The organism is Paenibacillus sp. GP183 (genome assembly GCF_900104695.1).
Taxonomy (GTDB): Bacteria; Bacillota; Bacilli; order Paenibacillales; family NBRC-103111; genus Paenibacillus_AI.
This window is the reverse complement of record NZ_FNSW01000001.1, coordinates 4,456,393-4,480,391: the sequence shown is the minus strand read 5'-3', so window position 1 is coordinate 4,480,391 and position 23,999 is coordinate 4,456,393. Positions and strand designations below refer to the sequence as shown.

The window sequence follows — 23,999 nt, the reverse complement described above, 5'->3', positions numbered from 1 at the left end:
ATTGTGAATTAATGATTATCCCCCAATCGATCCCCTGCTCAAGAAAATAGTGTTTTTCAATCTCAAATAACTCAAGAGTTCTTGTACTCAGATCGCTAACTTCCTTTACAGTTCGTACAGAATCGATTACTCCTTTGTCTGATCCAATAGATCTGTAGTAGGATATACTGGCACGTTATCAATATGTGCATGAGGTATATTCAACTGTTTTGATATTTCTAACGTCCGCTCTATTTCAAGAGGGTACTGCTCTCTTATATCCACGACATTATCCATCCAATTCAGAAGCATTAAATATCGGTACTCGACCTTTGACAAGGTATGATGAATTCTTCCTGTTTTCCATCCTAGATCCCGAGTTAGATAACCATCGGAAGGAGTTTTATTATCACTAGCTTGTATAAACGGCTTGTACTCGGCACCGTACCCTTGTCCACGTCCATCTTTCTTTTTATTTTCTTGATATTTTCTGACTGCATTACCTCTATTCAAGAGAATCACCGTCCATAAAATGATAATCGCCCATACCATGTGGTAAGGGCGCATGTTGAAGCAACTATTGTCTGCTACGTCTGAATGGTTACTACTTATTTTCTCCATTAAATTTAGCGTATAAACCCGTACTTCAAAACTTTATTTGGCACTTCAAAACAATGTTTGGCACTTCAAAACATATTTGTCTACTTCAAAACATATTTGTCAGCCGACAACAACCAACAACAAAAATATTTGACAAACACAATCCCACGTAATAAAATGTTTTTACGTAATATAATATTATTAAAGGTGTGATATGGCCTTGTTGAGCGAACTTCCAAATAGCTATGTGGTCGAGACACCGGAACAGGCTATGGCTCTGCTCAATCCTTTACGGGGTGAAATTGTCGCCCGTTTGATGGAGCCGGCATCCGCCGCAGAAGTGGCCCGTCAGCTTGGCGAACAGCCGCAACGGGTGAATTATCATTTGAAAGCACTGGAAAAAGCAGGTTTGGTCGAACGAGTCGGTTCCAGGCAAGTACGCAATTTGGTTGAGCTGCTGTACAGATCTATCGCCAAGAGCTTCGTTCTCGCAGAATCCCTTAGCATGAAACCGGAGACGATGCAAAAGCTTAAGGATCAAAGCGCACTCGCTCATTTGATTGACACTTCCGAGCGAATTAAAAGGGATGCGCTACTGCTTATGGAGCAATCCGATGAAAACGAGACAATACCCAGTGCAGCCCTGCAATTGCGGGTTCAGCTCTCCGATCAGGAAGAAAGGAATGCTTTTGTAGAGGAGTATGTGGCTCTCGTACAGCAATTAGTGGATCGTTATCATGGCAAAAAGGACTGCAGCGTAGATTACAATGTATTGCTTGCCGTATATCCAAAGCCAGCACAAGGAGGAAATGCAGATGAATGAGGAAATGAATAAGGCTGATGAAGGTTCAAAAAGGGAAGTCCAAGAAAATCCTATATTGGTTTGGGAACAGAGCCGCATACCGCAAAAAGCTGCTGCTGACAAGGTTGTGGATATGGATGCTTATCGACAATTGCTGAATACTGGCGAATCAGAAGCAACGATCACCCGTTGGGAGCTTTTTCCGGCACCTGCCGAACAATCTGTAAAGCTAATCATGATTTCCTCCGGGTTTGGAAAAAGCATTCATGAAAGTAATTCTGTACAAGGTTTGGCTGCTTAAAGCTGGCTGGTTAGAGGTTAATTTCAAGGTTTACAAAGAGAGGATGAGTTCAATGAGTTTTATACCTATGGTTGTAGAACAAAGCTCTCGTGGAGAGCGTTCTTATGATATTTATTCCAGACTGCTAAAAGATCGGATTGTATTTGTGGGAACCGAAATTAATGATCAGATAGCGAATGCAGTAATTGCTCAGCTGCTGTTTTTGTCGGCTGAGGATCCGGAGAAGGACATCAGTTTATATGTGAATTCACCTGGGGGAAGCACAACGGCGGGGCTAGCTATCTATGATACGATGCGTTTCATCAAACCTGATGTATCCACCATTTGTGTAGGAATGGCCGCTTCGATGGGCGCGATTCTCCTGACAGCCGGAGCTCCCGGCAAAAGATTTGCTTTGCCCAACGCTGAAGTGATGATCCATCAGCCATGGGGCGGAGCTCAGGGACAAGCCAGCGATATCAGTATTCGCGCAAATCATATTTTGAAGACAAGGCGTGTGTTGAATCAAATTATTTCCGATACGACCAAGCAGCCTATGGAAAAGGTAGAACGCGATACGGACCGCGACTATTTCTTGTCCGCTGAGGATGCGCAGTCTTATGGATTGATTGATAAGGTTATTGAGAAGATTTAAGACTTAGTAGGGCTGGGAAGATCAAGTCATTAAGGAATTCACTCAAAAATGCGTATGATTCCTTCTCGGGAAATCGAAAGATTCTCATAACCCTGTTCGGTGATGAGATAGGTGTTCTCGATGCCGACGACGCCTCGGCCCGGAAAGGTAAACTTGGGCTCGATGGCGATGACCATGCCCGGCGCCAGCGGGGTTTTGAACCCCTTGGCGAGAACGGGCAGCTCGTCGATTTCGAGCCCGATGCCGTGACCAAGGAATTTCACTTGGTCCTCGCCGTAACCCATGAAGTGGTCGCTGAGCCCCGCTTCCTTCACTTGATCCAGAGCGAGCAGATACAGATGCTCACTGATTGTGCCCGGCTGCAGCCTGGCCTCGGTTGCGCGGAGCACCTGCTCCGCCACCTCGTAAGCGCGCTGCAGCTCCGGGTCCAGATCGCCGATCACGAGCGTACGCGTCTGATCGATCAAATAGCCGTCGAGCGTGCAGCCGATATCGACGAGAATCGGTTCGCCGTGCTGGATCAGCGCCCGGCCTGAGCTTTGCGGGCTGGACGGGTGAAGTCCCGTGCCCCCGGCCGGCCCGTCAAAATAAGTGGGCACCGCCGCCGAAGCGCCTGCCGCCACCATTCCGGTGATCAACTCGGAATTGTAAGTGCGCATGCGCGTGAGCCCCTGGTGCCCTTGCATTCTAAGCTGATGCTCGATGAAAGCCATCAGCTCGAACTCGGCCATGCCGACTCGCACGTGTCGGATGGCTGCTTCCAAGGCTGCGTCCACCGCGAACGCAGCCTTTTTGATCGCCGCGACCTCGTCCGGCGATTTCAGCATGCGCTGCTCCCTCACGAGGAGGGAGCCATCCTCCCAGGCGATGCCGGCGAAGGCGGCCTCGAGGCGCTGGAGATGCTGGACGGGCAGCACGTCCAGCTCGGTCGCGAAGCGAACGGGAGCCGCGGCGGGGTCGGCTCCCGCTGGTTCAAACATGTGCGGATTTCGCGCAGCGATGCGCTCTTTGAGTGTTTTCATCGAGCCAAACGGCTCGACAAGGGCTGATGCTTCTTCAGCTGCTCGGGAAAGACTCCTGCGCACGAAATACACGGATTCTCCCTCAGCCGGAATAAACAAATACCCGGTCTGCATAGTCCCCGAGTAATAATAGAGATCAACATAATGATTAACCAAAAAACCGGCAATCCCTCTCCGGCTCAATTCGGTTTGAAGCTGCTGCTGTCTTTGCTCAAAAATATTCATAATAACCTCCGGAAAGAACGATTTTAAGAAGTCGTGTGGAATATTCATCTCTTAAATTCACATTAAACGTTCCCCTCCAAAAAAGCAAAGATCAGGCAATGGATGCACATGAAGGCGAGGGCTTCCCCAATCAAAAAAGCTGATCTCCAAGTAAATTCCACTTGGAGATCAGCTTTTGTCTTAATATACCATTTCCGCTGCAGCCTTGAGGGTCCAGCTGATAGGCTGCAGGACGGAATAAGTCCGGGGATAATCGAGGCGAATAAACATGATCACACCCGGCTTTTGGAGAGTAACCGTGTACCCGTAGAGGGGATGGGTATACGTATAAGGAAACACCTCTTGATCGTTAACTACCTTAAAGAGCAGCACCTCTACCCGATTGCGAAAAAAAGTGCTGGGTAACGGATCATTGTTGGCATCCAGGCGTAGATTGGATTGCAAAAACTGCAGCGCCGAGCTTTGCGCTTGCGCAGTATCAATGGCATGAACACCCTGTGCCAGCTTTGCCGCATCACTTTGCTGGGCTGCGGCGTGAACATCGGCATCCAACCCGTGCTTGCCGCGAAAATAGGTATGCATCGCTACTTCTTCATCAGTCTGCAGAGCGTACAAGGTCATATAAAATAAGCTCATGAGAATTAACAGCAGCATTTTATGCATGATGACGCACCCTCGGGCTCAATGAACATATTCGCTCATTTTCATTCCTGCCGCTCCCATGCGGGCAGCAGCAGCCGGAACGGAGATACCAACCAGTTGGTCGATTACAAATAGTCGATTATACGGATAGGTCACCTGCAAACCAATTCCAATTCCCCTCATCACCGGGACGCTGGGATCTTCACCGTTTACTGCATTGGTTGTGGTCACCGTGTATGCCAAATCGCTGGGTTCAAAGCCTCTGCCCTGGAGCCGTACCTTGGAAGCTGCCACCATGGCCGGACTGATGTAACCATGCAGCCCGCTTGCGCCGATTTCCAGCAAATAATCGACCTCCTTTTGCAATAAAGCTTGTCTTAAAATGATCACATGCTTATAAACGGGCGCAAACATAAACCAGCAAAGCATAGCCGCAAACAGAATAAAAACCAATATCTGCTTCATGGATCCATACTTTGGATCGTACCATTGATCCGTGCCCCGCTGTCTTTGACCTGCTGCTTAGTACCGCCGCTGCCTCCCACCACATTGTTATAAATGACAATAACTACAATGACCAGCATCACAGTAATCAAGATAGATCTCAAGGCGTTAGCGCCGTGATGTTGGTATTGGCTGTTGTCCCGTGGTTTTGAATGTTATGCCTCATCCCTGAATTTCCGTTGTTTACAATGGAAGTGAACAGAAAGGCCACAACGATTAACATCATTACCGTAATCAAAATATTTCTCATTTTCGTTACAGCTCCCTTTTATCCATTGATGGAGTTAAATAATTGCTGTCCCTCCACGATCCATGGATACATGAAGACACGAATGGTGTTCAAAATCGGTAACCCGGCCAGTACGAACAGCACATAGGACACGGCTTCTTTTTTGCTTTCCCGATTGAGTTCTATTTTTTCCTTATAATCCGTAATCCGCTGCTTGATCAGATCATAGTAATCTTCATGCTCACCCAGCCGCATTGCATTCAGCGTTTCACCAAAGCTATGGGCTTCATCACTGCCAAGCCTGTTTTTAAAACGATGAATAGCTGCTTCCGCATCCTGATACCATTCATTAAGCAGAAGCTGAAAACTGGGCCGCAAAGTCCGTGTTTGGGAAAGGCATCGAGCAAGCTTGGCATGCAGGTTCATTTTGGAGCCTGAATAATAAAGCAGCTGGTGACTGATCAAGTAGATCTCTTTCACAATTCGTTGAGCCCTGCGTTCCTTGAGCTGCAATAATACTTTTTGATCAAAATGATAAAGATCAAGAAAGATAAACTGCACGCGATCACATAGATCGGATTGATAAAAAGTGTAAGGCTCGGCTGCTGAAAAGCTAAATAACCTGTAATAATTAATACGGTTAATAAAATGATTAACATTCTTCGAATAGTCTCATAAACAATCGCATCCATTCGAATACCGCTGCCTATCAACAGTTGTTTACTCAATTCCAGGCTTGGACTGTTCAGCCGTATCCATAACAATTTGGCCGCAGCTTGTGACAGCTTATTATCCTTGGTCAGCGCGGAAACTTTCATTGATCTCCATCTGCTTTTTCGCACAGGCAGACTAAGCAGCGCATAATAAAAGGCTATAGCCCCCATGAGCAGCAGAAGCAGATTGGAAGCAATCTGAATCCCGACCATCTGAGTTGATTCAATAACCATAGTTGCTCCTTTCACATTCTTCGCAAAGATAAATAAATACCCATTAAAAAGGAGATAAAAATAAGCAGCAGCGCATCAAGCAGCAGATTGCGTCCGGCTGGGTCCAGCACATAATAATGATAGGCATTGGCATAATTCACTTTGAAATTTATAAATAAAAAAAGTGATAAAAATGCAATAGGTGTAAAGTTAGCAATGCGAATCTCCAAAAGCCGGTTTCTTTCTGTTTGGTCGAACCTTTGCGCTTTGCGCATATCGGTAATTAAATCTTTTAAATTGACGGCTACCGAATTCCCTTCAGTTAAGGCAACTTTTAAGATAGAGGTAAAATAATCGGCCCACACATGACCAAGCGTGATCGAAAATATTCTCAGGCTTTCCTCCGAATTACGCTGGGTCATAAGATTGCGGTAGAGCTGCTCGAATATAGGTTTAATGGGGTGAAGCATCCTATCCTCTTCCAGGCAGGTTTTCAAAGCCGTTTTTACATTCTTGTTTCCGCCAAGCATATAGTATTGATAAAAAATTTCGACAGCAGGCAAAAACTCAAGCCGCGTGCGCAGCCTTAAACTGATAAGCTTCATTCGCAGCATTAAATAAGGGAGTGAGGTTGATATCAATGTGATGATGATCACTCCTTTAAAGCTTTGGAAATATAAAGCACCGGACAAAAACCCTGAAACAAGCAGCAAAAAAGAAATTGTCATTATCCCGCCTATGGAACTTTTTGATCCGATGGATTCCATCATTTCCTGAAGATGCTGGTAGAGCATATTGCTTTTTAAAAGATATTGCGACAAACGGCTGCTTAATTTGGAATTACGCACATATTGCAGTCTATAACGCGCTTTTCTTTGGGCAATAATTGAAGTTAATAAAAACCGAATAACGATATAAATGAGGACAAAAAGCAGCAATAGAAAGCTAATCATGGCATAGATCAGCATACAATCCATCCCAGCATCTGAAGCTTAATATACCCGGACGGGTCATGATGTTTAATTTTTGCAGATGCGAATTCCGACAATTTCCCGGGAAATGTCCAGCATTGTTCCATAGCGTCGAAAACCGCCAATTCTTTTACTCGAACCTCCCCTTCCTCATAGCTGTATTCCCCTATTCTGACAACCCTCCTTTTTGTATTCACAACAGCCATCTCAAAGCCGATTTGCGTGACATATTGGGTAATTCTTTTTGTTAAGCGAGCAGAATCCATCCTCCTTCCATCTTGCATGCACATGTCTGTAATGGCGTCAGGAACATCTTCCAATTGGTTGACATGTACTGAAGTTATGCTTCCTTCATGCCCTCGAGTGCACGCCTTTACATATAAATTGGCGTCTTCATCCCTGATTTCGGCCTGACAGATTCTTTTTGGAGATTGGCGAAGTGCAAGCTTGAACGCTAGCTGTCCGGAATGCTTGCTGTCTTCCTCATCCACTTCATACTCGATGATGTTTTTTTGCGGAAAATCACGTTTAAGATTTAACTCGAATCGCGACTCTATCGTAATGATGCGTTCGTTATCGTCCATTTCCGCAATAAAAGCTTTGAGCAAATTCGTCTTTCCCGAGTTCGTAGGCCCAATGACCACCATATTAAAATAAGCTCGAATGATGCACAGCATCAAATCCTTCATTTTGGGATCAATGGTGTTTAAATCGGGATGAGCCAAGCTGGCGAGGTCAAATCGCTTGACTGTGTAAAAGCGGATGGTAAGAGTCGGCTCAGACGTAAAACCGAAACCGGTCATCGTTACGCGCGAGCCGTCTCGAAGATTAACTTCAGCCCATTTTTTACGAGGATTTAAGGAATCATTATTAAAAAGAACAAGATTCTGCTGGATGCGCTCCAGATCTTTTAATGAAGGAAGCCGATGTACGGAAGGCTGGGCATAGCCATTCCTGACTTCGAAAATGTGCCTTCCCACTACCTGGATTTCTTCAAGTCCCTCTTTATTTTTAAGCACCAGCTCCAAAACATTAAGCCCGATAATTTCCGCAAAAATGGCTTCCGGTAATGACTCGTAATTGCGGGTCAATGGAGGCAATTCCTTTAGCCTGCGCTTGGCTACAAGGTCATAAACTAACGCGAGAAGCTTGCCTCGATCTTCTTCATAGCCCAAAATAGCGCGATTCAGCGTATCATTGTAAAGCTGCTTTTCTTCTTCGGACCGCCCTCTTGCAGCTCCAATTCAGCACGAATATCCTCGATCCATTGTTTGAAAACCAAATTTTCTGCGATTTGCTCGCTGTCGGAAATGGCAGTTGCTGCTGCTTCCTGTTTTAAACTGCCTGGTCTTTCCCCCTTTCGCTTGTGAACATAGGATAAAACGGAAAATTTGTCGTTCCTCACATCCTTCACTCACTCTCATAATCGTTAGCTTACTGCTGTTCCTGCTAAAATCTTCTTAAACCACGGTTTGCGGGCGGAGTCGGATTCAGATCTCGCCAGATGATGCAAATGGATCAGCTTGTGTGTAATCGCAGCAATCTCCTCCTTCATGGGATGACCGGATTGCAGCATTTCCACCAGCTTTCCCTGATTCAAAACAGTCGTCAAATCCACATACCGGGAAACCTGGCCGATCAAATGCATCTGAGTTTCTTTACGTATGTCTCTAATCGACAGGCTGTCCGTTTTGGATTGTTTATCCATCTGCACAGCGATCATTTCAAAACCATGCGATTGCAATCCAAACACGGAGCCAACTTGCCCAATCCATTTATTCAAATCTTCCTGAAAATGAGCCATATCCCCCGTAGTAACAGCAATCCGTGTGTTGGCTTCCACAATCCCGCAGATCGTAGCCGCATTATCCCAGTAAGCGTTAACTTCCACGATGCATATATCAAAAGCAGATCTGGCCACTCGCAGAATATGTTCAATTTCCGCCGGTGTAAAAAACTCGGCTTGCTCCCTGAGCATGTTTCCATATAAGACATAGAGTCCAGGAGCTTCGCACACGGAATCGCAAACCTGGAGCAGCCGCTCTTTATTAAGACTTTGGGCTTTTAGCTCTGCTCTTAAAGCATCCAGTGTAAAAATGCGATCATCTCTGCCCAAATATTTATGAAGCTTGGAGCTTTTCAGATTAAGACAAAGATATCCTACTTTTGCACTTGTTAGCTGTGCCATGCAAAATGCGGTGCCGAAAGAAACCAATGTCGTTCCTATATTCGGCGTCGAGCCGACGAAGCTGATGATTTTACCATCTGCAGCTGAAAGATTGGTCCCATGCCCGGCGGTGTGATCCGCCCAAGATCGAATGTAGTCAGCAATTGTAGCAATTCCATGTCCCGGAAGCACATAATCCACTTGTTTCATTTTGCACATTTTGACATACTTTTCGTTAATCGCCGCTTCATGATAGTTGGAAAGCAAGACGATCAGCCTGCCGGCTGGCGAGAGTTTTTTCAAAATATCCAATAATTCTGTCAATCCGGCAAAATCCAGATATCGATCTGACAGCACCATATATGAAAAAGGTGAAACTGTGCTTTCCAATTCCATTTCTCTTGGGGTGGATCGAATAATCCATTCAAACGGCTCCCTGTAAATCACGTTGGTAAGCTCATCTATCAATCTTTCATCCGTAGAAAGCAAACCGATTCTCATTAATTTCCTCCTTTTCTCATAAAATAGTTCAGCGAGGCTGTGAAGATGTTGCGGATGGGTTATGGCGAAGTTATTGAAGCGGAGCTGAAAGCTATAACGAGCTTGGTTTTCTTGGTACTGCAGAGCCTGTCAAGCAGCAACCATTCCTCCTCGGTGAGGTTTAAATTGATCTGGTCAATGGCTCCGTTTGCCTCCAGTCGGGAGAGGTACATTTTTTCGGCATCTCCATTCGCTTTGGACAGCAAGTTGGAGTTCTTTGGGTTATCGATTTCGATATTGGCCGACGATTTTACAGATGCCACTCTAATATCCTTATCCAGCAGTTTGCGTGATGCGCCATCCGAAGAAGAAGCATAAATCCTCACCTGATCACCCGCACGAATCCCATTGGAAACCGACAGAATATACTCCTTGGGAATCTGAAAGGTTGACTGCTGGGCTCCAGGCAGCATGTGGAACTTGTTGATTTTCCAGCAGAGCAGCGGTTCATTACTGCCTAGAGGCATTAAGGTTTCCTGACCGATAACATCGCTAAGCTTCGTTACCATATTGTCACTGTAACTGCCTTTCAAAACAGGCCTTAGTTCGACCAATCCCTCCTCAATCAGAGTGCCTGCACGAATAAAATTCTTTGGTACAACGATGTTTACTGTTTGCTGTAAAGCTACCTGCCTGACCTGCAGAACATACACTCCATAAACCAGAAGACCAGACAGCAATGCTGCCGCAATGCTGATCAGCAGGCTTCTTCTGCGATTCAAACGGCAATCACCCCCTTCATCGAGTAACAAGGATAAACGGCTGCGCTGTCCTAAATGAAGAGCGCATTTAACAAAAAAGAACGCTATTAGCAGGCAATCAGCCTGTTAATTTGCGTTCTTCGCAAATGAGATTTAATAAAATCTTTGTATAGTTAAATATTAACATAATTAGATATTATTGTAAATAACAAATTTTAATAAAAACCGCCCGACTATGCAATAAAGCATGAACCGAGCGGTTCTTCCGCATCCGATATGGAAAAGTATTATTAAAATATCACATTTCCAAGATTCTTACAAGTAGAATTTTTGAACCCGAACTCACTCCCCCGCTTGCACCTCCGCCAGCGTCGGGAGCGCGGGAATCGCTCCCCTGCGGGTCGTCGTGATCGCGCCCACGCGGTTCGCGAACGCGAGCACCCGCTTCGCGGTCTCGGCATCGCCGAGCGCGTCCGCGACGGAAGCCGGCGTCACTCCCAGCGCCGCCAGCTGAAACAGCATGCCGCCGACGAAGCCGTCGCCGGCGCCGGTGGTGTCCACGGCCGCCGCAGGCTTGCCGGGGACCCACAAATCCTGCCGCGCGGTCACGATGCGGCAGCCCTGCGGACCCAAAGTGATAACCACCACTTTGGGTCCGCGTTCCAGCAGCTGCTGCGCCCCTGTGGTCGCATCGGTACCGAGGAGGAATTCGATTTCCTCCTCGCTCACCTTGACCACATCCGCAAGCGGAAGCTGCTGCAGGATTTCCTGCCGAGCGGCGTCCGCGCTCGGCCAAAGCGCCAGGCGCACATTGGGGTCGTACGACACCAGTGCGCCCAAGACTCTTGCCCGCCGCGCCGCTTCCAGCGTGGCGCCGCGGCACGGCTCGCTGATCAGCGATACCGAGCCGAAGTGAAAGATCGCGGCGTCCGCGAGCCATGCCTCTTCGATTTCATCCGCGCGAAGCAGCATATCCGCCGACGGATCGCGATAGAAGAGGAAATCCCGCTCCCCATCCCGGCGCAGTGATACAAAAGCAAGGCCTGTCTTGGCTTCACTCGACTCCACGACTGCGGCTTGCACACCGACCTCTTCCAAGCTCCTCTTTAAAAAGCAGCCGAACGGGTCGCTTCCGATCTTGCCGATGAACCGGCTTGTTCCTCCAAGCTTCGCCACGGCAGCAGCCACATTAGCGGGCGCTCCTCCCGCCGCTTTGCGAAACGAACCCACATCCGCAAGCGCCTGTCCATTTTCCTCCGGCACAAAATCAATCAACAGCTCGCCCAGGCAAACTATACAATTACTCGACATTTATGTATTCCCCTTATGTTTCAGTATGGTTGGATTGCTGTTAAACCTGCAGCTCCTTCAATAGGGTTAGCTTATCGCGTTTATCTTGGAAATTCAAGTTGGAGAACTTTTTATGAAAGTCTATTTTGGAGATCCGAAATTTTATACTTTCTTTTGTGAATAAAAAAAATTCCCACCCTCGGCAGATCAAAGGGTGAGAAGCTTCACTGCGAAATCATCATTAAAATTTTGGAAAGCAGCGTGTAATGATGACGAGCAAAATGAACAAGACGAGCACGGCCCCGACATCAGAGTAACAACTAACCATCACTGGCTTAGGTCTCGGCGGCGGCACAATGAACGTGGTTTGCTGATACGAAGTGTGAAGGTGGATATTTGTTTGACTCGGCTTGGGAACAACTTGCGCAGGCATTGCCATTGGCGCCGTCATCATCGCTTTGGGCGAAAGAGGTTGTTGATAGACGGGCTGTTGCTGCGGCATTGGCATTGGCATCTGCGGAGCCTGATAAGCAGGAGCAGTGTAAGCGGGAGAAGTATAAGCTGGAGAAGTATAAGTGGGAGCGGTATAGCTTGGCTGGGCATGCTCCATGGACAAGCACCTCCTTATATTTTGGCCGCCAACATAGGTCGGCATCTTGACTTACAACATCAGTCTATGGGGGTGCACCTAACAGGAGCACGGTAAATACCTACAACACCTAAATTTGGTCTAGTGCCATGGGCGAACAAGCTGTTCTACCAAAACAGCTCGACCAAGGATAATCGACTACGCCGTCCCATCTTATCAACAAAAAAAGCAGCCCGGAAATTTTTCCGAGAACTGCTTCAGCTTTTGCTTATTTTACCTTGTTATTGTGTTACACATACGGATTATGCTCACGCTCGTATCCAATCGTCGTTCGCGGTCCATGTCCAGGATATACGATCACGTTATCATCAAGCTCGAACAGCTTGCCATGAATGGAATCGAGCAGGGTACCTTCGTCACCGCCGGACAAATCCGTTCTTCCGACAGAGAGCTTGAATAACACATCTCCTCCAAACAAATGGTTCTCGTAGAGGAAGCTCACACTTCCCGGGGAATGGCCGGGAGTATGAAATACCTTAAACGAAGCGCCAAGAAAATGCAGCACTTGCCCTTCATCAAGCGCATACTCGGCAGGCTCCGTTACAATGGGACTACCCAGCTCCGGATAGTGTGACGAGCCGTTTTTCTTCGGGTTGGTCAGCCAGTCCGCTTCCAGATCATGAAGGTACACTGGACATTTCTTCAGCTTACGGATCTCCTCCACACCGCCGATATGGTCAAAATGCGCATGTGTCAGAAGGATCGCTTCAATCTCCAAATGGGCAATGCGTTTAATCAAAGACTGAGCATTCATGCCTGGATCTATGATGATCCCTTTCCCTGTATCAGGATTCGACAGCAGATACGCATTCGTCGCCAAAGGCCCTAAGGCTAAAGAATCTATCTTAATCATGGTTTCGCTCACAGTCTCTTAGAATGTAGATATTAATTCACGCAGTTCTTTTACAATGTGAGCCTGATACCCTCTGCCTTCACCATATTGCCGCATCATTTCCGCGCGAGTCACTTTCATATTGTCATCATAATCCGGTGCTTGGCGGTCTGGATTCTCTGCTTTAAACTTCTTCATGACAGCCTGCACATGCTCTGGACGAGGCCCCCACTGACCAAGCACGAATCCGCCGGTATCGGTGAAGAGTACGACTGGAATGGAACGGCCGCCAAAGGTCAGGAATTGATCGATAAAATCCAAATGCTGCTCCATGATAAATACTTCTACCGGAACACCGCTATTCTCCAGCGCACGGAAAACAACCGGAATGTTGCGAACAACATCGCCGCACCAGTCGGCTCCTATGATCAAGCATCTCAAATCGTCACGATTGTTGAGGGATTCGAAAAACGCCTTGTCGTCTTCATTGTCCCACTCAAACCCGTTATACCAGGATAAAAATTGCTCTTGATTTTTCTCCATACTGTCAATAAATTGCTGCGGTTTTAATCCTTTGCGAAGCTTTTCTGCAAGATTGATGCTCATACGGATACAGCCTCCTTATTCTCTGATTTGTCTTCTTTTCATAAAAAATTTGTATGCAATATAAAGCGCAGTCAGTACAACAGCCGCCATAATCACCGGCTTGATGTACGGACCCGCATATTCGTTGATTTTTTGCCAATTGTCCTTTAAGGTCATCCCGAGCCAGATATATAAAATGGAATAGGGGACCAAGGCCAGAGCCGTATAAATCGTAAACCGTGACAATGGCATTCTTGCCATTCCCGCTGGAATGGATATGGCGTGACGCACAACGGGTACGAATCTGGCAGTAAAAATCATGCCCGTACCATATTTGTTAAACCAGGACTCTGCAACATCGATGTGATGCTTGGAAATAAGCAAATATTTACCGAATCTCTCAACAAAAGGCCTTCCGCCGTAACGCCCAATCCAGTAAAGCACGATTTGCGCCAAGGTTCCTCCAAATACCGCACACAGCATGGCGCCAATAAAGGTGATTTGGCCATTGGAAACCAAAAATCCCGCGTAGGCCAGAAGTAATTCATTCGGGATAACTTCCAGCATCAGCCCCAGGAAAATACCCCAATACCCTAAACCTGTTATGTAATCCAACACTTGATGAATAAACGCACTCATGCTTTATCTACTCCCTCACCGAATCTTGAGCTCCCTATCCAAGCTTGACCCTAACTAACTTAATCTATTCTACCATGTCAACCAGCGCTGCGACAAATTGCAATCATGAGTTGACAAGCTGGTGCATATATAAGTGTACAAGTTCATTTTTAAGGGGAGGTCACAAGATGTCCAAAGTATTCCTGATTCATAAAAAACACCTGGTCTTTACAGGAACTGCGATTTTACTTGTTGCTGCAGCTCTATTCTGGGGCAAAGAACAATTGATTCCTGCTCTTGCCGATTCGGGTCCGGCCAGAACGATTCATATGGTCACCGGAGAATTTGCGTCCAAGACGGCAGATGGCAAATCAATTGAAGTATACCGCCTGGATCCAGGTACGATTGTCGTGCACAAAGGTGAGAAGATTAACCTCAGCATTTTTGGAGTGAACGGGGACAGCCACCCCTTTATCATCGAAGGCTTGAATGTGAAAGGTGAAGTGAAAAAAGGCAAGGAGACTGTCGTCTCGTTCACCGCCCAAAAGGCAGGCATTTATCGCATCATTTGCACAGCACATCCTGATATCGCACACAATGGACCTATGGTCGCTTATATCGTCGTTAACTGAAGAAAACCGGGATCGCCTATCTATCCCATTTTTGTTGCTCCCCCTTCCTTTGCTGCATACCTATAGCATATAAGGAAGGTGTCACCGTATGTATAATAAAACCAATGAAAGGCACAACCCTCAATATCCCAATGCCCGGGCGATTCGAAGAGCCTGCAGCAAGGAGCTGTACCGCACAGCCAAAAGGCTGAAAACCTGGATATCCCCGGAACTCATGAAGCAAGCGGAAGATACGTATTACAAACAGGTGGTACTAAATTTGGCCGTGATTGTGGAGATGCAGAGCAACCGCAAGGCGCAAGCCGACTGGTGGGAGGAGCATGTCAGCGGGGATATAGCAGAGCTTTGGCAAGTGGAACCCGCAGTGCTGAATCGGGCTTTTCGCGACGCGTACGGAGGTTGAATCAAAAACCCCTCTTTGCTATTTCTTCGGATGAATACACATCATATCCCTTCACTTGGGTTCGTGCTGTATGAACCATGGCCCGGGCTACTGTTTTAACGTGGATAGGCCTATATTTGCGCAGTCCGCCGACCATAAATGGAGTAAGAATTCCAGCCAGGACGGATCCAATCTGTTCACCCAAGCGGCTTTCGGCACGATCTCCCAATAAGAGCGAAGGACGAAAGATATGCAGGGCAGGCAAGCCTATACCCCTAATCTCTTCTTCCACCTGCCCTTTTACCTGGTTGTAAAAAATGCCGGAGTCCCGGTTCGCGCCCATAGCCGTTACGATCAAGAATTGCTGTGCCCCGTTTTGCATGGCTAATCGAGCAAGCCTGACTGGATATTCATAGTCCACCTTGCGAAAAGCCGCTTTGGTCTTCGCCACTTTAATCGTCGTTCCAAGTGTGCAAAATACGTCCGCCGCATCCCGAAAAAGCTCCGATACTTCCTCCAAATGGTCAAAATCAGTTAAATGTTGAACAAGCTTTGTATGCTGTATGGGCATCGGCTTTCTGACTAATGCTATCACCTGTTCATAATGGGGATCAGACAGCAGCAGCGCCACCAGTTCTTTACCGATCAGCCCAGTTGCGCCAGCAATCAATGCTTTTTTTGTCATAAGATTCCCTCCCTTCCTCAAACCTCCCAATCACTGCGCAATTCCTTATATAAAGCAACCAAATAAGCGGATGTCTCATTCAATTGTGAGGATGAATACTCCAGCTTTGCTGCAAAATGCCGGGCGATTGGGATGCTGAGCTCCTCTCTTTTTACACCGGGCAAACTGGGTAAACGTTCCATCCATGCGTGCAGCAGCTGCCAATCCTTAGAGGTAATCCGCTGTCTTGCTTCTTCTTCCAGTATCAGAACAGGCAGACGGTTCTGCCATTTTACTATCGTTTTATCGATGGTTTTTTTGCGTTTCAGGCGCTCTCGACTTTGCTCAAAAATAACAATCGTGCCCGCCACCATATCGCCGATGCGCTTATCTTTGGAGCTGAACAGCATCACAAGTACACCTAGAAAATAAAAGGACGGCAGGAGGTCCAGGATGCGAAAAAGATTGCGAATGATAATCGATAAAAATGTCGCCGATTGTCCGTTTTCCTGGAGAACGCGCAGACCCAGTATTCGTTTGCCGGGTGTTTGCCCGCCCATATACATCTCTGTCAGTACAAAATAACCCGTATTCAGCAGCAACACAATGATGATCGCAAACGCAGAGGCATAATCGGACAAGCCGGGAAATAAATGCCCTCCAGCCACTTTGTTTATGCCAACAGCACACGCAAGGAGCAATCCATTGAAGATTATCAAAATCAATCCGTCCAGCAAATGCGCTATGGCTCTGCTGCCGATACCGGCGGTTTGAAACTGCAACTGCACATGCTCGGGGGTTATAACCGTAAGTTCTTTCTCTTGAAACTCGTTCATGGGTTCTCCTCGGGTTACATTAATTGTGGTAAGATGGATGTGTGAAAAAGACAGGGGGCCTACATGGAAATCTCTCGCTTCATCAAAGAACACAAATCACAATGGACTGAGCTCGAGCAGCTCCTTGCGCAAATGGGTAAAAAACGAAAATCCCGCCTGTATGCCGAACATTTAGACCGTTTCACGGAGCTGTACAAATCCGTCTCCTCTCACCTGGCGACACTTCAAACGTACCGACCGGCGGATGAAATGACCTTTTACCTGAACCAACTGGTCGCTAAAGCCCATAACGTGATGTATCAAGAAAATAACCGCAGCTCGCAACAGCTTCGTGCTTTCTTTTTGAACTATTTCCCGGCTTTGATTCGTAAAAGAAAGCTGTTCGTCGTATTTGCGCTAGCCCTCTTCCTGATCGGTGGTGTGTCCGGCTACGTTGCCGTTTGGAAGGACCCGCTGAATCTGTATCAGATCGTCCCTCCCAGCATGGCGGCAGGCATTGATCCTGCCCAAACGAATCAGCCTCGCGGTGATCTGCACAGCCCGCTCGTTTCTACCACAATCATGACCAATAACATTCGTGTAGCCGTCATGGCTTTTGTCAGCGGCATTACACTCGGGCTGGGAACTATATATTTACTCGTGACAAACGGTTTGTTGATCGGAGCACTAGCCGCCGTGTTCGTGCAGTCCGGCAGGAGCTACATCTTCTGGGCGTACATACTGCCGCATGGCGTCATAGAGCTGACGGCTATATTTATCGCTGGCGGCGCAGGCCTTTACATGGGGTACCGCATTTTTGTGCCCGGTCCTTATTCGAGAAAGCATCGCTTTCTCGAATCAGCCAAGGAATCGGCACAGCTGATGCTGGGCACCATTCCCCTGTTCGTGATCGCAGGCATCATCGAGGGGTATATCACCCCATCAGCGATATCACTCGAAGCCAAGTACCTGGTAGCAGGCGCTACATTACTGCTATTAGCCGTTTACTATGTATTCGGAGCAAGTAAACAGAGGAGCCCCATTCGACAAGGCTGAAGCTCGTTTAATTAAAGAGCATCTCTGGCTTTGAGGTCCAAATAAGCATTCACAGCACTAAGAGTGAGCTGGTCGGCGGGAACATCGAGAACTGGGATGCTCATGCCGGCCATTTTATGTACATAATGATTACGATCCGTGGCAAATTTGTGCGCCAAGCTTTGAATGAAGGCGGTTCGGCTGTTCTCCGCGTTGACGCGGCCCCATTCATACAGCACAGGATCCTGGAGCGATAGCAAGAGTACAGGATTGCTTTTGCGCAGCCTGCTTAGGTAGGGGAGCAATTCCTTGCTTTGCAGGAAGCTTTCCATATCCGAAAACAGCATGATCAGAGAGCGTTTCTTTTGAAATCCGAGCATGTGGCTAAACGCAGTACTGTAGCTGGATTCGACAAACTCGCTTTTTAAATCGTAAACGGCACGGGTCAGCTCTTGCAAGTGAGTAAGGCCTCTGCCGGGAGGCACATATACCTTGACGCGAGTCGAATAGGCCAGTAGCGCAACCTGATCACCCTGCCTGAGCGCAACGGCAGCCATAGTCAAAGCCGCTTCCAGCGTTCGGTCCAGCTTCACCTGCCCTTCCAGCTCAATCCCCATCATGCGCCCACAATCCAGCACGAGCGTCACAATCTTGCCTTTTTCCGGTTGAAAAAGGTTGGTCATCAGCTTGGCTGTGCGAGCCGAAGCTTTCCAGTTAATATGCCGCGAATCGTCACCCTGCGCAAAATCCCGGATGTAATGAAAATCCGAGCCGCTTCTTTGCTTTTTATACAGCCGATTCCCTTCCAAGATAAGCGCATCCTGGAACGAACCCAATACACCGCGCACCCCGGACAAATCAGGATATACTTCTATTTCTCCCGCTTGATCGAAACGAAGCTGCTTTTTCCAGAGACCAAAACCTCCCGAATATCGCAGATACACATAGGAAAAGCGGTATAGCCCTCTTTCATAAGCTTTAGTGCTATATCTGAATGCGGCGGACAATCCCGACATGATCCCGCCAGTTAAGGAGCGGTTGGTCAAATAGTCATCACCAAGCACATCCGGATTCGGTTTATCCTTTCGTTGCTCCGGTGCGCCGCTGAAGGTAACTGGCAGATCATCACTGATCTCCAACTGCACCGAATAGGGCTTGGCCAAGCTTAACTCGAGCCTAACCTCAAAGCTCTCATTGACATCGACCCGGCTGGGTAATTGACGCTGCACAGACCATTCTCTTCGCCTTGGAAGCAGCCGCACATCGATCACACTGAACACCAGCAGCAAAGCATTATAGGTCCAGAATATGTAGCTGCCAAGCTGCAAGCCAAACCCAAGAAGAGTTAGAGCAGCACCAACGAGAAGAAGCAGGATGAACCGCCGTGTCGGTACCACAAAATCCTCAAGCAGCAGTTTACCGAGGAACCGGAATGGAGCCGAGCGTTTCTTCAATGATGTGGTCACTGGCTGCACCCTCCAATTCCGCTTGCGGTGTCAGCAGCAGCCTGTGTCTAAGGGCGGGACGAGCCACCATTTTGATATCATCGGGGGTCACATAACCTCGCCCTTCCATAAATGCCCATGCTTTGGCTGCCATCAGCACAGCAATGCCTGCTCGGGGACTGGCGCCAAGCTGAACGCGTTTCGATTCCCTGGTTTGGCGCACCAGTGTAGCTATGTACGTGAAAAGTGAATCATCCACTACGACCGAAGCGAGCTGCTTTTGCCAAACTTTGATCCGTTCCGGAGTGATCACGGGAGCAAGCGGCTGTTCCCGCTCTTCGAGAAACGGAACGTGGCTGCGGAGAATCAGCTTTTCCGCTTCTTCATTCGGATACTCCAGCACCAGTTTAAACAAAAATCGATCCAGCTGTGCTTCTGGGAGCGGATAGGTTCCTTCATATTCCACCGGGTTTTGCGTCGCGATGACGAAGAATGGATCCGGAAGAAGGAAGGTGTTCCCTTGAATAGTAACTTGGCGCTCCTCCATCGCTTCCAGCAATGCCGCTTGAGTTTTCGGTCCGGAGCGGTTGATTTCATCCGCAAGCAGCACATTGGTGAAAACCGGACCTTGTATCGTTGTAAATTCATTTTCTTTCATGTTGAAAATCACGCTTCCCGTGATATCGCCGGGCATGAGATCGGGCGTAAACTGAATGCGCTTATACTCGCCGCCTGCCAGCGCTGCCAAGGTGCGTGCCATTCTCGTTTTACCCAGCCCAGGCACACCTTCGAGCAGTACATGGCCTCCTGCCAGCATTGCCGCAACCAACAAGCGTATGTTCAGCTTTTGCCCATGCAGCTTGCGATCCATTGCTTCCAATAATCGATCCATTCGTGTTCACTCCTTCTCCAGGTATGCGATCATCTCGCCCATCTCGCGCGTGCGCTGCACGAACGGCTTCACGCCTCCCGGCAAAGCCGGCGGCGGCTCCAGCAGCCGCTCCAGCCGCGCAGCCTGCACCTCGGGCCAGCGGACCCGCGCCGCATCCGCGGCCTGCTTCGCAGTTGCGCTGGGGCTCAGCCCCCAGCGCGCGAGCAGCAGCTGCCGCAGGTACTGCTGTTGGTGCGACAGCGCCTCTCGGCTGAAGCCGAGGCGCTCGTACCAGCCGGCGACGGCGAGCAGCGTTTCGTCGCCGCGGCGGACCGTCCACGCCCGCGGCGTGTAGACGGGGCCGAAGCGCTTGCCGCGCAGCCACAGCCAGGCGAGCAGCGCGAGGCCGAGCTGCAGGGCAGCGAGCTTGATCCAAGCGGGGTAAACCGCCGGCAGACCGCGTGTGGTTCCGTAGCCGTGGTGCGTCTCGTCGAGCCACACCGTGCTCCACGGGCGGTCGAACAGCGGCCACGCCAGTTCAAAATGAGAGTTGGCCAGGATACGCTCATTGGTCAGCCACTCCGGCGTCAGCACCATCGTCAAATGGCCCGCGCCCATGGCCATTTGACTGGCTAACACGCCGCTTCCGTCGGAAAACAGGACATGCTGATCAGGCGACGGCTTTAGTCGGAATCCGGTTTGAACGACACCTGTCCATTTGTCTTTGGCATCGCCTTCACGAAAGATGGGTCGGGCCTCATCCGCTGCTGATGGATTCCCGCTATTTTGTCCATGCGCCCCGTTCAGGGGGACGATTGGAAAATAGGAGCTCCATTCGTTCGGCTGCTGATCCAAAAGGATCAAATCATTTCCCTGCCTGACCCATTCGAGGATATGATTCACATCTTCCTTGGTTACAGTTCCAGGCTGAACCGCAGTCAGCAGCTGGTTCTTTCCACGGGGAAGCTCGCTCCAGTCCAGCCTCCATTCCTTTACCCGGCTGTTTTTGCTCTCGAGCAGCTCTCTCCAGGCTTTCACGCCATCAAGATCCGCCGAAAAAGAAAGAAAAGGCGGCTTGTCCTCCGCTTTGGGCTTCACAATCAAATAGCCAAGTAAGAGAAACAGACAAATACTGATGGCAAGACCAACATGAAGCTTATTAAGCATTCGCATGCCGCTTCTCAGCCTCCTTTTCCAGCAGAGCAGCAACACTGCCGTAAATCAAAGTAAAAACATGCTCTGTTGCTTCAGCATTTCCATACCAAATCTGATCAAACAGCAAGGAAGAATCATGAAATAGCTGGACCCAAGCCGGATCAGAGTCTGCCAGCTCGGCTGCATATTCCCAATTCGTCTTCCAGCTCTCCACGCGAATCCTTTTTTGGGCTTCCAGGTAAAACAGCAGAGTTAAAAAAACCGAGCGGACTCCTTCTCTCCAGGCGCCGGCTTCGCCATATTCGGCAGCCTGCTGCCAGTAATAGGCATAAGATCGGCTGATCTCTCCTTCCGGCAAATAGGAGGTTGAGCGAATATGACTTCTCCTTACGATCTGCTTGGAGAACCAATAAATGGCCAGAGCAATAAGCACCAGCACAATAGCGAGAAGGAGATAAGAAATTAATGTCCCTGTCCCCTTCGACACCGTAATATCAGGGAATAGGCCTCTTATTTTTCGCCATACCCAGCTCAGCAGGTCCCATAATGAGTTATGGGAGTCCTGTCTGTAAGCGGAATATTCATCTTTTGACAAAATCTCCTTAAGCTTTTGTTTATCCTCTGGAAGCTGCAAGCTACTCATCCTTCTTATCGGGTTCCTGTTCCCATGCATCCTCGAGCTTTCCGTCTTCTGCCAAGGTAAGTTGAAGTAAATCTTCGAGTCCCATGCCTTCATTGCGCACTTTGAGATCGAAAAAGCTGACGGCATAAGGCAATAACCAGAGCGGTGTGATCAGCACAGAAATCAAGCTTTGCAGCAGCTGGCTGAATAGGCTGTTTCCGGCTAACGCGACTATGATCAAATTGACCACCAATAAAAACACATACACGATGATGATAAGCACGAAGTACATGAGAAGCAGGCGCCAAAAGCTGCGTCTGGTCAGATTCCAGCTCTTACCAATACCTGGCGCGGGTTCATTCATGGCGACTGCAGGCAGATAATAGCCCCATCTTATCAAAAAATACGCCCACCCAAGCAAAAAGCCAACAATGAGAAGAACGATCAACACACCGAAAAATATGCCGGACCCCATCCCAGGTGCAAACCCGTTTAGCATACCTCCCGTAAGTCCGGAGCCAACAGCAAAAATCGCAAAAAAGATTAAGATTACAATCACAAATACCACGTAAATACCAATCAGGATAAGCAGCATCAGAAGTGTACTGAGCGCCATCGGCCAAAACCTGCGGAATGCTTTTTTTAATAATGCGCCAAGTGTCGGTATTTCTTCCCCGAAGAGGACTCCGCTGACCAGGAAAAGTGTGGAAGCACAGGCTAACGGCACCAATCCCAAAGAATAGATCGGCAGCATCACAAAGAAAAAAACGAGCATAGACGCTATTTTCAGGTTGCTTGAAGGGTTCAAATCCACGGTTGAATTTAAGAAAGAATTAAAAGAAAAAGAATTCCGGAGCCCATCGATCAGGGAATTGGTTGCAGCATTTTGATCAAATAACAGCAGGCTCTGAAGTAAATAAAAAGGACCGAATAGAAGAAGCATCAGCAAGATCAGCTTTACAAAATGTTTGCGGTAGATTTGAAAGCTGCGATCCAATATTCTTCCGATACTCATGGGCCTGAGCGGCATTTGCGACACTTAAAAATCCCCCTAAATGTTGGTAAGAAAAGCTATCTCTGACTATTATACACTATATCGTTTATTTCTTTACTCCCTGGATTCATTTTTAAACTAAAAAAGGCGCTCATGCAAAGAGCATGGCGCAATCTCGGAATCTTTCAGTATGAAACCGATAAATAACTAGAATCTACCAAACCTACCTGCCGGGTCTGATTGCTGGCGAATTCCAACAGAGGATCCTGAACAATATGAGGATTGCTCACATTTCGCGAATCGTCCCAGCTGCAGGTAACCCCTTTACCGTCAGCTTCTCCTTCATACATTTTACAACCGCTGCAAAATTGCTCGACTTGATTGCGATCCAGTGCTACAATTTTATTTCGCAGGCAGCAATAGATTTCGTTTTCACTGCTCCGGTAATTGTAATGAGAAATCATAGGCATTTTTCTATCAACTCCTTATGTCAAGATATTAATCTACTTGTAAGCTTACATCGGTTTTATCAAATGTATGCCTTGTATTTGTAAACTCGAATATAAAATTTTAAACAGTTTCCAATGGAGGTTCGAGTATGCAGAATTGGACGCAGTATATTTTTGTGGCGATATTGATTGGATTTATAATTTACCGCCGCACGAAAAAGACCATTGGCTTTCAAAAGCTCAGTCGCAATAGGCTCATGTTTCGCACCATCATGTTCGGTATATTGGGTCTGGTTATTTTGGGACTCGGATTTATCCATCCGATCTTTTTTGTGGCTGATGCCGTCGGACTTGTCGGAGGAATCGCGCTCGGATTGATCGCCATTCGCCATACTCGTTTCGAAAAGCGGGAAGATATCTGGTTTTACCGCACCCATCTGTGGGTGGAGATCACGGTCCTGGTGCTGTTCCTCGGGCGTATCGCATACCGGTTGCTGTTCATAGTAAGCGCCAGCAGCCCAAATGCGATGAACCCCGCCGATCCTTCCCAAATTTCTAAAGATCCGCTTACCGCCGGGATTTTCTTTGTCATTGTGTCTTTTTACCTGCTTTATTTTGTCTACTTGCTCAAAGAAGAAGGCAAGCTGGACACTCGTGAAGGTGCGGGTCCCGTGGTGCCTGGGGAATAAAGTTTACTAGGTCAACCCTGCTAGTCAAT

The 23,999-nt window shown here is 48.0% G+C and carries 33 protein-coding genes; 7 read left to right on the top strand and 26 right to left on the bottom strand.

The genetic code is table 11. The annotated features are described in order from the left end of the window. Nucleotides 1-126: 126 nt before the first annotated feature. Nucleotides 127-531 (bottom strand): PDDEXK family nuclease, encoded by a 405-nt coding sequence (locus BLV33_RS30215; RefSeq protein WP_253187135.1) that lies wholly within the window; start codon nucleotides 529-531, stop codon nucleotides 127-129. A 319-nt stretch (nucleotides 532-850) separates the two neighbouring features. Here BLV33_RS30215 and BLV33_RS22100 point away from each other — a divergent pair, with 319 nt between their 5' ends. Genes BLV33_RS22100 through clpP form a run of 3 tightly spaced genes read left to right on the top strand, consistent with a single transcriptional unit; the run spans nucleotide 851 to nucleotide 2,316 of the window. Beyond that, a complete protein-coding gene (locus BLV33_RS22100; protein ID WP_366414859.1) occupies nucleotides 851-1,402 on the top strand; it encodes an ArsR/SmtB family transcription factor in 552 nt (183 codons plus the stop codon). Further along, nucleotides 1,395-1,682, top strand: a complete 288-nt coding sequence (locus BLV33_RS22095; RefSeq protein WP_090796975.1) for a hypothetical protein — start codon at nucleotides 1,395-1,397, stop codon at nucleotides 1,680-1,682. The genes BLV33_RS22100 and BLV33_RS22095 overlap by 8 nt, the downstream gene beginning before the upstream one ends. Before the next feature lie 52 nt (nucleotides 1,683-1,734). Then, nucleotides 1,735-2,316, top strand: a complete 582-nt coding sequence (gene clpP / locus BLV33_RS22090; protein WP_090799139.1) for an ATP-dependent Clp endopeptidase proteolytic subunit ClpP — start codon at nucleotides 1,735-1,737, stop codon at nucleotides 2,314-2,316. A 38-nt stretch (nucleotides 2,317-2,354) separates the two neighbouring features. Here the strand turns inward: clpP and BLV33_RS22085 are convergent, their stop codons facing one another. The 17 genes from BLV33_RS22085 to BLV33_RS22020 all read right to left on the bottom strand — a co-directional run bounded on the left by BLV33_RS22085 (nucleotide 2,355) and on the right by BLV33_RS22020 (nucleotide 14,238). Continuing rightward, a complete protein-coding gene (locus tag BLV33_RS22085) occupies nucleotides 2,355-3,563 on the bottom strand; it encodes a M24 family metallopeptidase (protein ID WP_090796972.1) in 1,209 nt (402 codons plus the stop codon). A 180-nt stretch (nucleotides 3,564-3,743) separates the two neighbouring features. Continuing rightward, nucleotides 3,744-4,226 carry a hypothetical protein gene (locus tag BLV33_RS22080; RefSeq protein ID WP_090796969.1) on the bottom strand — a complete coding sequence of 161 codons (483 nt, stop codon included), beginning with the start codon at nucleotides 4,224-4,226 and terminating at the stop codon, nucleotides 3,744-3,746. Nucleotides 4,227-4,244: 18 nt separating this feature from the next. Beyond that, complete coding sequence (locus tag BLV33_RS22075; protein ID WP_090796965.1) at nucleotides 4,245-4,670, bottom strand: hypothetical protein; 426 nt, start codon at nucleotides 4,668-4,670, stop codon at nucleotides 4,245-4,247. After that, complete coding sequence (locus tag BLV33_RS29485) at nucleotides 4,667-4,813, bottom strand: hypothetical protein (protein ID WP_171909250.1); 147 nt, start codon at nucleotides 4,811-4,813, stop codon at nucleotides 4,667-4,669. The genes BLV33_RS22075 and BLV33_RS29485 overlap by 4 nt, the downstream gene beginning before the upstream one ends. After that, on the bottom strand, nucleotides 4,810-4,959 hold the full coding sequence (locus BLV33_RS29480; protein ID WP_171909249.1) for a hypothetical protein: 150 nt from the start codon (nucleotides 4,957-4,959) through the stop codon (nucleotides 4,810-4,812). Before BLV33_RS29480 ends, BLV33_RS29485 begins: the two co-directional genes overlap by 4 nt. A gap of 18 nt (nucleotides 4,960-4,977) precedes the next feature. Further along, nucleotides 4,978-5,418, bottom strand: coding sequence for a hypothetical protein (locus BLV33_RS22070; RefSeq protein ID WP_139305799.1), 441 nt, complete (start codon nucleotides 5,416-5,418; stop codon nucleotides 4,978-4,980). Continuing rightward, nucleotides 5,415-5,885, bottom strand: a complete 471-nt coding sequence (locus tag BLV33_RS22065; protein ID WP_090796957.1) for a hypothetical protein — start codon at nucleotides 5,883-5,885, stop codon at nucleotides 5,415-5,417. Before BLV33_RS22065 ends, BLV33_RS22070 begins: the two co-directional genes overlap by 4 nt. An 11-nt stretch (nucleotides 5,886-5,896) precedes the next feature. Continuing rightward, on the bottom strand, nucleotides 5,897-6,832 hold the full coding sequence (locus BLV33_RS22060) for a hypothetical protein (RefSeq protein ID WP_090796953.1): 936 nt from the start codon (nucleotides 6,830-6,832) through the stop codon (nucleotides 5,897-5,899). Then, complete coding sequence (locus BLV33_RS22055; RefSeq protein ID WP_253187133.1) at nucleotides 6,826-8,010, bottom strand: ATPase, T2SS/T4P/T4SS family; 1,185 nt, start codon at nucleotides 8,008-8,010, stop codon at nucleotides 6,826-6,828. Before BLV33_RS22055 ends, BLV33_RS22060 begins: the two co-directional genes overlap by 7 nt. 11 nt (nucleotides 8,011-8,021) lie before the next feature. Continuing rightward, complete coding sequence (locus tag BLV33_RS28930) at nucleotides 8,022-8,240, bottom strand: hypothetical protein (RefSeq protein WP_139305797.1); 219 nt, start codon at nucleotides 8,238-8,240, stop codon at nucleotides 8,022-8,024. A gap of 24 nt (nucleotides 8,241-8,264) precedes the next feature. After that, on the bottom strand, nucleotides 8,265-9,503 hold the full coding sequence (locus BLV33_RS22050; RefSeq protein ID WP_090796951.1) for a CpaE/TadZ family protein: 1,239 nt from the start codon (nucleotides 9,501-9,503) through the stop codon (nucleotides 8,265-8,267). A gap of 59 nt (nucleotides 9,504-9,562) precedes the next feature. Beyond that, nucleotides 9,563-10,264, bottom strand: coding sequence for a CpaB family protein (locus tag BLV33_RS22045; RefSeq protein WP_090796947.1), 702 nt, complete (start codon nucleotides 10,262-10,264; stop codon nucleotides 9,563-9,565). A gap of 321 nt (nucleotides 10,265-10,585) precedes the next feature. Beyond that, nucleotides 10,586-11,554, bottom strand: coding sequence for a PfkB family carbohydrate kinase (locus BLV33_RS22040; protein ID WP_090796943.1), 969 nt, complete (start codon nucleotides 11,552-11,554; stop codon nucleotides 10,586-10,588). 220 nt (nucleotides 11,555-11,774) lie between these two features. Next, complete coding sequence (locus BLV33_RS22035) at nucleotides 11,775-12,143, bottom strand: hypothetical protein (protein ID WP_090796939.1); 369 nt, start codon at nucleotides 12,141-12,143, stop codon at nucleotides 11,775-11,777. Between the two features lie 268 nt (nucleotides 12,144-12,411). Then, a complete protein-coding gene (locus BLV33_RS22030) occupies nucleotides 12,412-13,035 on the bottom strand; it encodes an MBL fold metallo-hydrolase (protein WP_090796936.1) in 624 nt (207 codons plus the stop codon). Between the two features lie 18 nt (nucleotides 13,036-13,053). After that, entirely contained in the window at nucleotides 13,054-13,620 is a 567-nt protein-coding gene (locus BLV33_RS22025) for a thioredoxin family protein (protein ID WP_090796932.1), read from the bottom strand. 15 nt (nucleotides 13,621-13,635) lie between these two features. After that, nucleotides 13,636-14,238 carry an undecaprenyl phosphate transporter UptA gene (locus BLV33_RS22020; protein ID WP_090796929.1) on the bottom strand — a complete coding sequence of 201 codons (603 nt, stop codon included), beginning with the start codon at nucleotides 14,236-14,238 and terminating at the stop codon, nucleotides 13,636-13,638. A gap of 167 nt (nucleotides 14,239-14,405) precedes the next feature. Between BLV33_RS22020 and BLV33_RS22015 the strand changes: the two genes are divergently transcribed. Next, a complete protein-coding gene (locus BLV33_RS22015) occupies nucleotides 14,406-14,849 on the top strand; it encodes a cupredoxin domain-containing protein (protein WP_090796925.1) in 444 nt (147 codons plus the stop codon). A gap of 88 nt (nucleotides 14,850-14,937) precedes the next feature. After that, on the top strand, nucleotides 14,938-15,252 hold the full coding sequence (locus BLV33_RS22010) for a dehydrogenase (RefSeq protein WP_090796921.1): 315 nt from the start codon (nucleotides 14,938-14,940) through the stop codon (nucleotides 15,250-15,252). Between the two features lies 1 nt (nucleotide 15,253). Here BLV33_RS22010 and BLV33_RS22005 read toward each other — a convergent pair whose 3' ends face one another. Both BLV33_RS22005 and BLV33_RS22000 read right to left on the bottom strand, forming a co-directional pair. Further along, nucleotides 15,254-15,916 carry an oxidoreductase gene (locus BLV33_RS22005; RefSeq protein WP_090796919.1) on the bottom strand — a complete coding sequence of 221 codons (663 nt, stop codon included), beginning with the start codon at nucleotides 15,914-15,916 and terminating at the stop codon, nucleotides 15,254-15,256. Between the two features lie 17 nt (nucleotides 15,917-15,933). Further along, entirely contained in the window at nucleotides 15,934-16,731 is a 798-nt protein-coding gene (locus tag BLV33_RS22000; protein WP_090796915.1) for an RDD family protein, read from the bottom strand. A 63-nt stretch (nucleotides 16,732-16,794) separates the two neighbouring features. Here BLV33_RS22000 and BLV33_RS21995 point away from each other — a divergent pair, with 63 nt between their 5' ends. Beyond that, nucleotides 16,795-17,766, top strand: a complete 972-nt coding sequence (locus BLV33_RS21995) for a stage II sporulation protein M (RefSeq protein WP_090796911.1) — start codon at nucleotides 16,795-16,797, stop codon at nucleotides 17,764-17,766. A gap of 11 nt (nucleotides 17,767-17,777) precedes the next feature. Here BLV33_RS21995 and BLV33_RS21990 read toward each other — a convergent pair whose 3' ends face one another. The 6 genes from BLV33_RS21990 to BLV33_RS21965 all read right to left on the bottom strand — a co-directional run bounded on the left by BLV33_RS21990 (nucleotide 17,778) and on the right by BLV33_RS21965 (nucleotide 23,302). After that, nucleotides 17,778-19,211 carry a DUF58 domain-containing protein gene (locus tag BLV33_RS21990; RefSeq protein WP_090796908.1) on the bottom strand — a complete coding sequence of 478 codons (1,434 nt, stop codon included), beginning with the start codon at nucleotides 19,209-19,211 and terminating at the stop codon, nucleotides 17,778-17,780. Then, nucleotides 19,162-20,082: an AAA family ATPase gene (locus tag BLV33_RS21985; protein ID WP_090796905.1), complete on the bottom strand. Its 921-nt coding sequence runs from the start codon at nucleotides 20,080-20,082 to the stop codon at nucleotides 19,162-19,164. The genes BLV33_RS21990 and BLV33_RS21985 overlap by 50 nt, the downstream gene beginning before the upstream one ends. Nucleotides 20,083-20,088: 6 nt before the next feature. Beyond that, on the bottom strand, nucleotides 20,089-21,234 hold the full coding sequence (locus tag BLV33_RS21980) for a DUF4350 domain-containing protein (protein ID WP_090796901.1): 1,146 nt from the start codon (nucleotides 21,232-21,234) through the stop codon (nucleotides 20,089-20,091). Further along, complete coding sequence (locus BLV33_RS21975) at nucleotides 21,221-21,850, bottom strand: DUF4129 domain-containing protein (RefSeq protein ID WP_090796898.1); 630 nt, start codon at nucleotides 21,848-21,850, stop codon at nucleotides 21,221-21,223. The genes BLV33_RS21980 and BLV33_RS21975 overlap by 14 nt, the downstream gene beginning before the upstream one ends. 1 nt (nucleotide 21,851) lies before the next feature. Beyond that, the gene (locus tag BLV33_RS29475; protein WP_090796895.1) at nucleotides 21,852-22,877 is read right to left on the bottom strand and encodes a hypothetical protein; all 1,026 of its coding nucleotides are present in this window, start codon (nucleotides 22,875-22,877) and stop codon (nucleotides 21,852-21,854) included. Between the two features lie 140 nt (nucleotides 22,878-23,017). Next, on the bottom strand, nucleotides 23,018-23,302 hold the full coding sequence (locus BLV33_RS21965) for a hypothetical protein (protein ID WP_090796891.1): 285 nt from the start codon (nucleotides 23,300-23,302) through the stop codon (nucleotides 23,018-23,020). A gap of 128 nt (nucleotides 23,303-23,430) precedes the next feature. Between BLV33_RS21965 and BLV33_RS21960 the strand changes: the two genes are divergently transcribed. Continuing rightward, nucleotides 23,431-23,970 carry a CcdC protein domain-containing protein gene (locus BLV33_RS21960; protein WP_090796887.1) on the top strand — a complete coding sequence of 180 codons (540 nt, stop codon included), beginning with the start codon at nucleotides 23,431-23,433 and terminating at the stop codon, nucleotides 23,968-23,970. Nucleotides 23,971-23,999: the final 29 nt, after the last annotated feature.

Bases quoted from the DNA above. Each gene is read 5' to 3' on its own strand.
- BLV33_RS22000 (WP_090796915.1), bottom strand. From the start codon at position 16,731: ATGAACGAGTTTCAAGAGAAAGAACTTACGGTTATAACCCCCGAGCAT.
- BLV33_RS22080 (WP_090796969.1), bottom strand. From the start codon at position 4,226: ATGCATAAAATGCTGCTGTTAATTCTCATGAGCTTATTTTATATGACC.
- BLV33_RS22010 (WP_090796921.1), top strand. From the start codon at position 14,938: ATGTATAATAAAACCAATGAAAGGCACAACCCTCAATATCCCAATGCC.
- BLV33_RS21985 (WP_090796905.1), bottom strand. From the start codon at position 20,082: ATGGATCGATTATTGGAAGCAATGGATCGCAAGCTGCATGGGCAAAAG.
- BLV33_RS21960 (WP_090796887.1), top strand. From the start codon at position 23,431: ATGCAGAATTGGACGCAGTATATTTTTGTGGCGATATTGATTGGATTT.
- BLV33_RS22100 (WP_366414859.1), top strand. From the start codon at position 851: ATGGCTCTGCTCAATCCTTTACGGGGTGAAATTGTCGCCCGTTTGATG.
- BLV33_RS22005 (WP_090796919.1), bottom strand. From the start codon at position 15,916: ATGACAAAAAAAGCATTGATTGCTGGCGCAACTGGGCTGATCGGTAAA.
- BLV33_RS22085 (WP_090796972.1), bottom strand. From the start codon at position 3,563: ATGAATATTTTTGAGCAAAGACAGCAGCAGCTTCAAACCGAATTGAGC.
- BLV33_RS22035 (WP_090796939.1), bottom strand. From the start codon at position 12,143: ATGGAGCATGCCCAGCCAAGCTATACCGCTCCCACTTATACTTCTCCA.
- BLV33_RS22015 (WP_090796925.1), top strand. From the start codon at position 14,406: ATGTCCAAAGTATTCCTGATTCATAAAAAACACCTGGTCTTTACAGGA.
- BLV33_RS22095 (WP_090796975.1), top strand. From the start codon at position 1,395: ATGAATGAGGAAATGAATAAGGCTGATGAAGGTTCAAAAAGGGAAGTC.
- BLV33_RS22075 (WP_090796965.1), bottom strand. From the start codon at position 4,670: ATGAAGCAGATATTGGTTTTTATTCTGTTTGCGGCTATGCTTTGCTGG.
- BLV33_RS22030 (WP_090796936.1), bottom strand. From the start codon at position 13,035: ATGATTAAGATAGATTCTTTAGCCTTAGGGCCTTTGGCGACGAATGCG.
- BLV33_RS22040 (WP_090796943.1), bottom strand. From the start codon at position 11,554: ATGTCGAGTAATTGTATAGTTTGCCTGGGCGAGCTGTTGATTGATTTT.
- BLV33_RS22020 (WP_090796929.1), bottom strand. From the start codon at position 14,238: ATGAGTGCGTTTATTCATCAAGTGTTGGATTACATAACAGGTTTAGGG.
- BLV33_RS21995 (WP_090796911.1), top strand. From the start codon at position 16,795: ATGGAAATCTCTCGCTTCATCAAAGAACACAAATCACAATGGACTGAG.
- BLV33_RS22060 (WP_090796953.1), bottom strand. From the start codon at position 6,832: ATGCTGATCTATGCCATGATTAGCTTTCTATTGCTGCTTTTTGTCCTC.
- BLV33_RS21980 (WP_090796901.1), bottom strand. From the start codon at position 21,234: ATGCGAATGCTTAATAAGCTTCATGTTGGTCTTGCCATCAGTATTTGT.
- BLV33_RS21965 (WP_090796891.1), bottom strand. From the start codon at position 23,302: ATGCCTATGATTTCTCATTACAATTACCGGAGCAGTGAAAACGAAATC.
- BLV33_RS30215 (WP_253187135.1), bottom strand. From the start codon at position 531: ATGGTATGGGCGATTATCATTTTATGGACGGTGATTCTCTTGAATAGA.
- BLV33_RS22025 (WP_090796932.1), bottom strand. From the start codon at position 13,620: ATGAGCATCAATCTTGCAGAAAAGCTTCGCAAAGGATTAAAACCGCAG.
- BLV33_RS22050 (WP_090796951.1), bottom strand. From the start codon at position 9,503: ATGAGAATCGGTTTGCTTTCTACGGATGAAAGATTGATAGATGAGCTT.
- clpP (WP_090799139.1), top strand. From the start codon at position 1,735: ATGAGTTTTATACCTATGGTTGTAGAACAAAGCTCTCGTGGAGAGCGT.
- BLV33_RS22065 (WP_090796957.1), bottom strand. From the start codon at position 5,885: ATGGTTATTGAATCAACTCAGATGGTCGGGATTCAGATTGCTTCCAAT.
- BLV33_RS29480 (WP_171909249.1), bottom strand. From the start codon at position 4,959: ATGAGAAATATTTTGATTACGGTAATGATGTTAATCGTTGTGGCCTTT.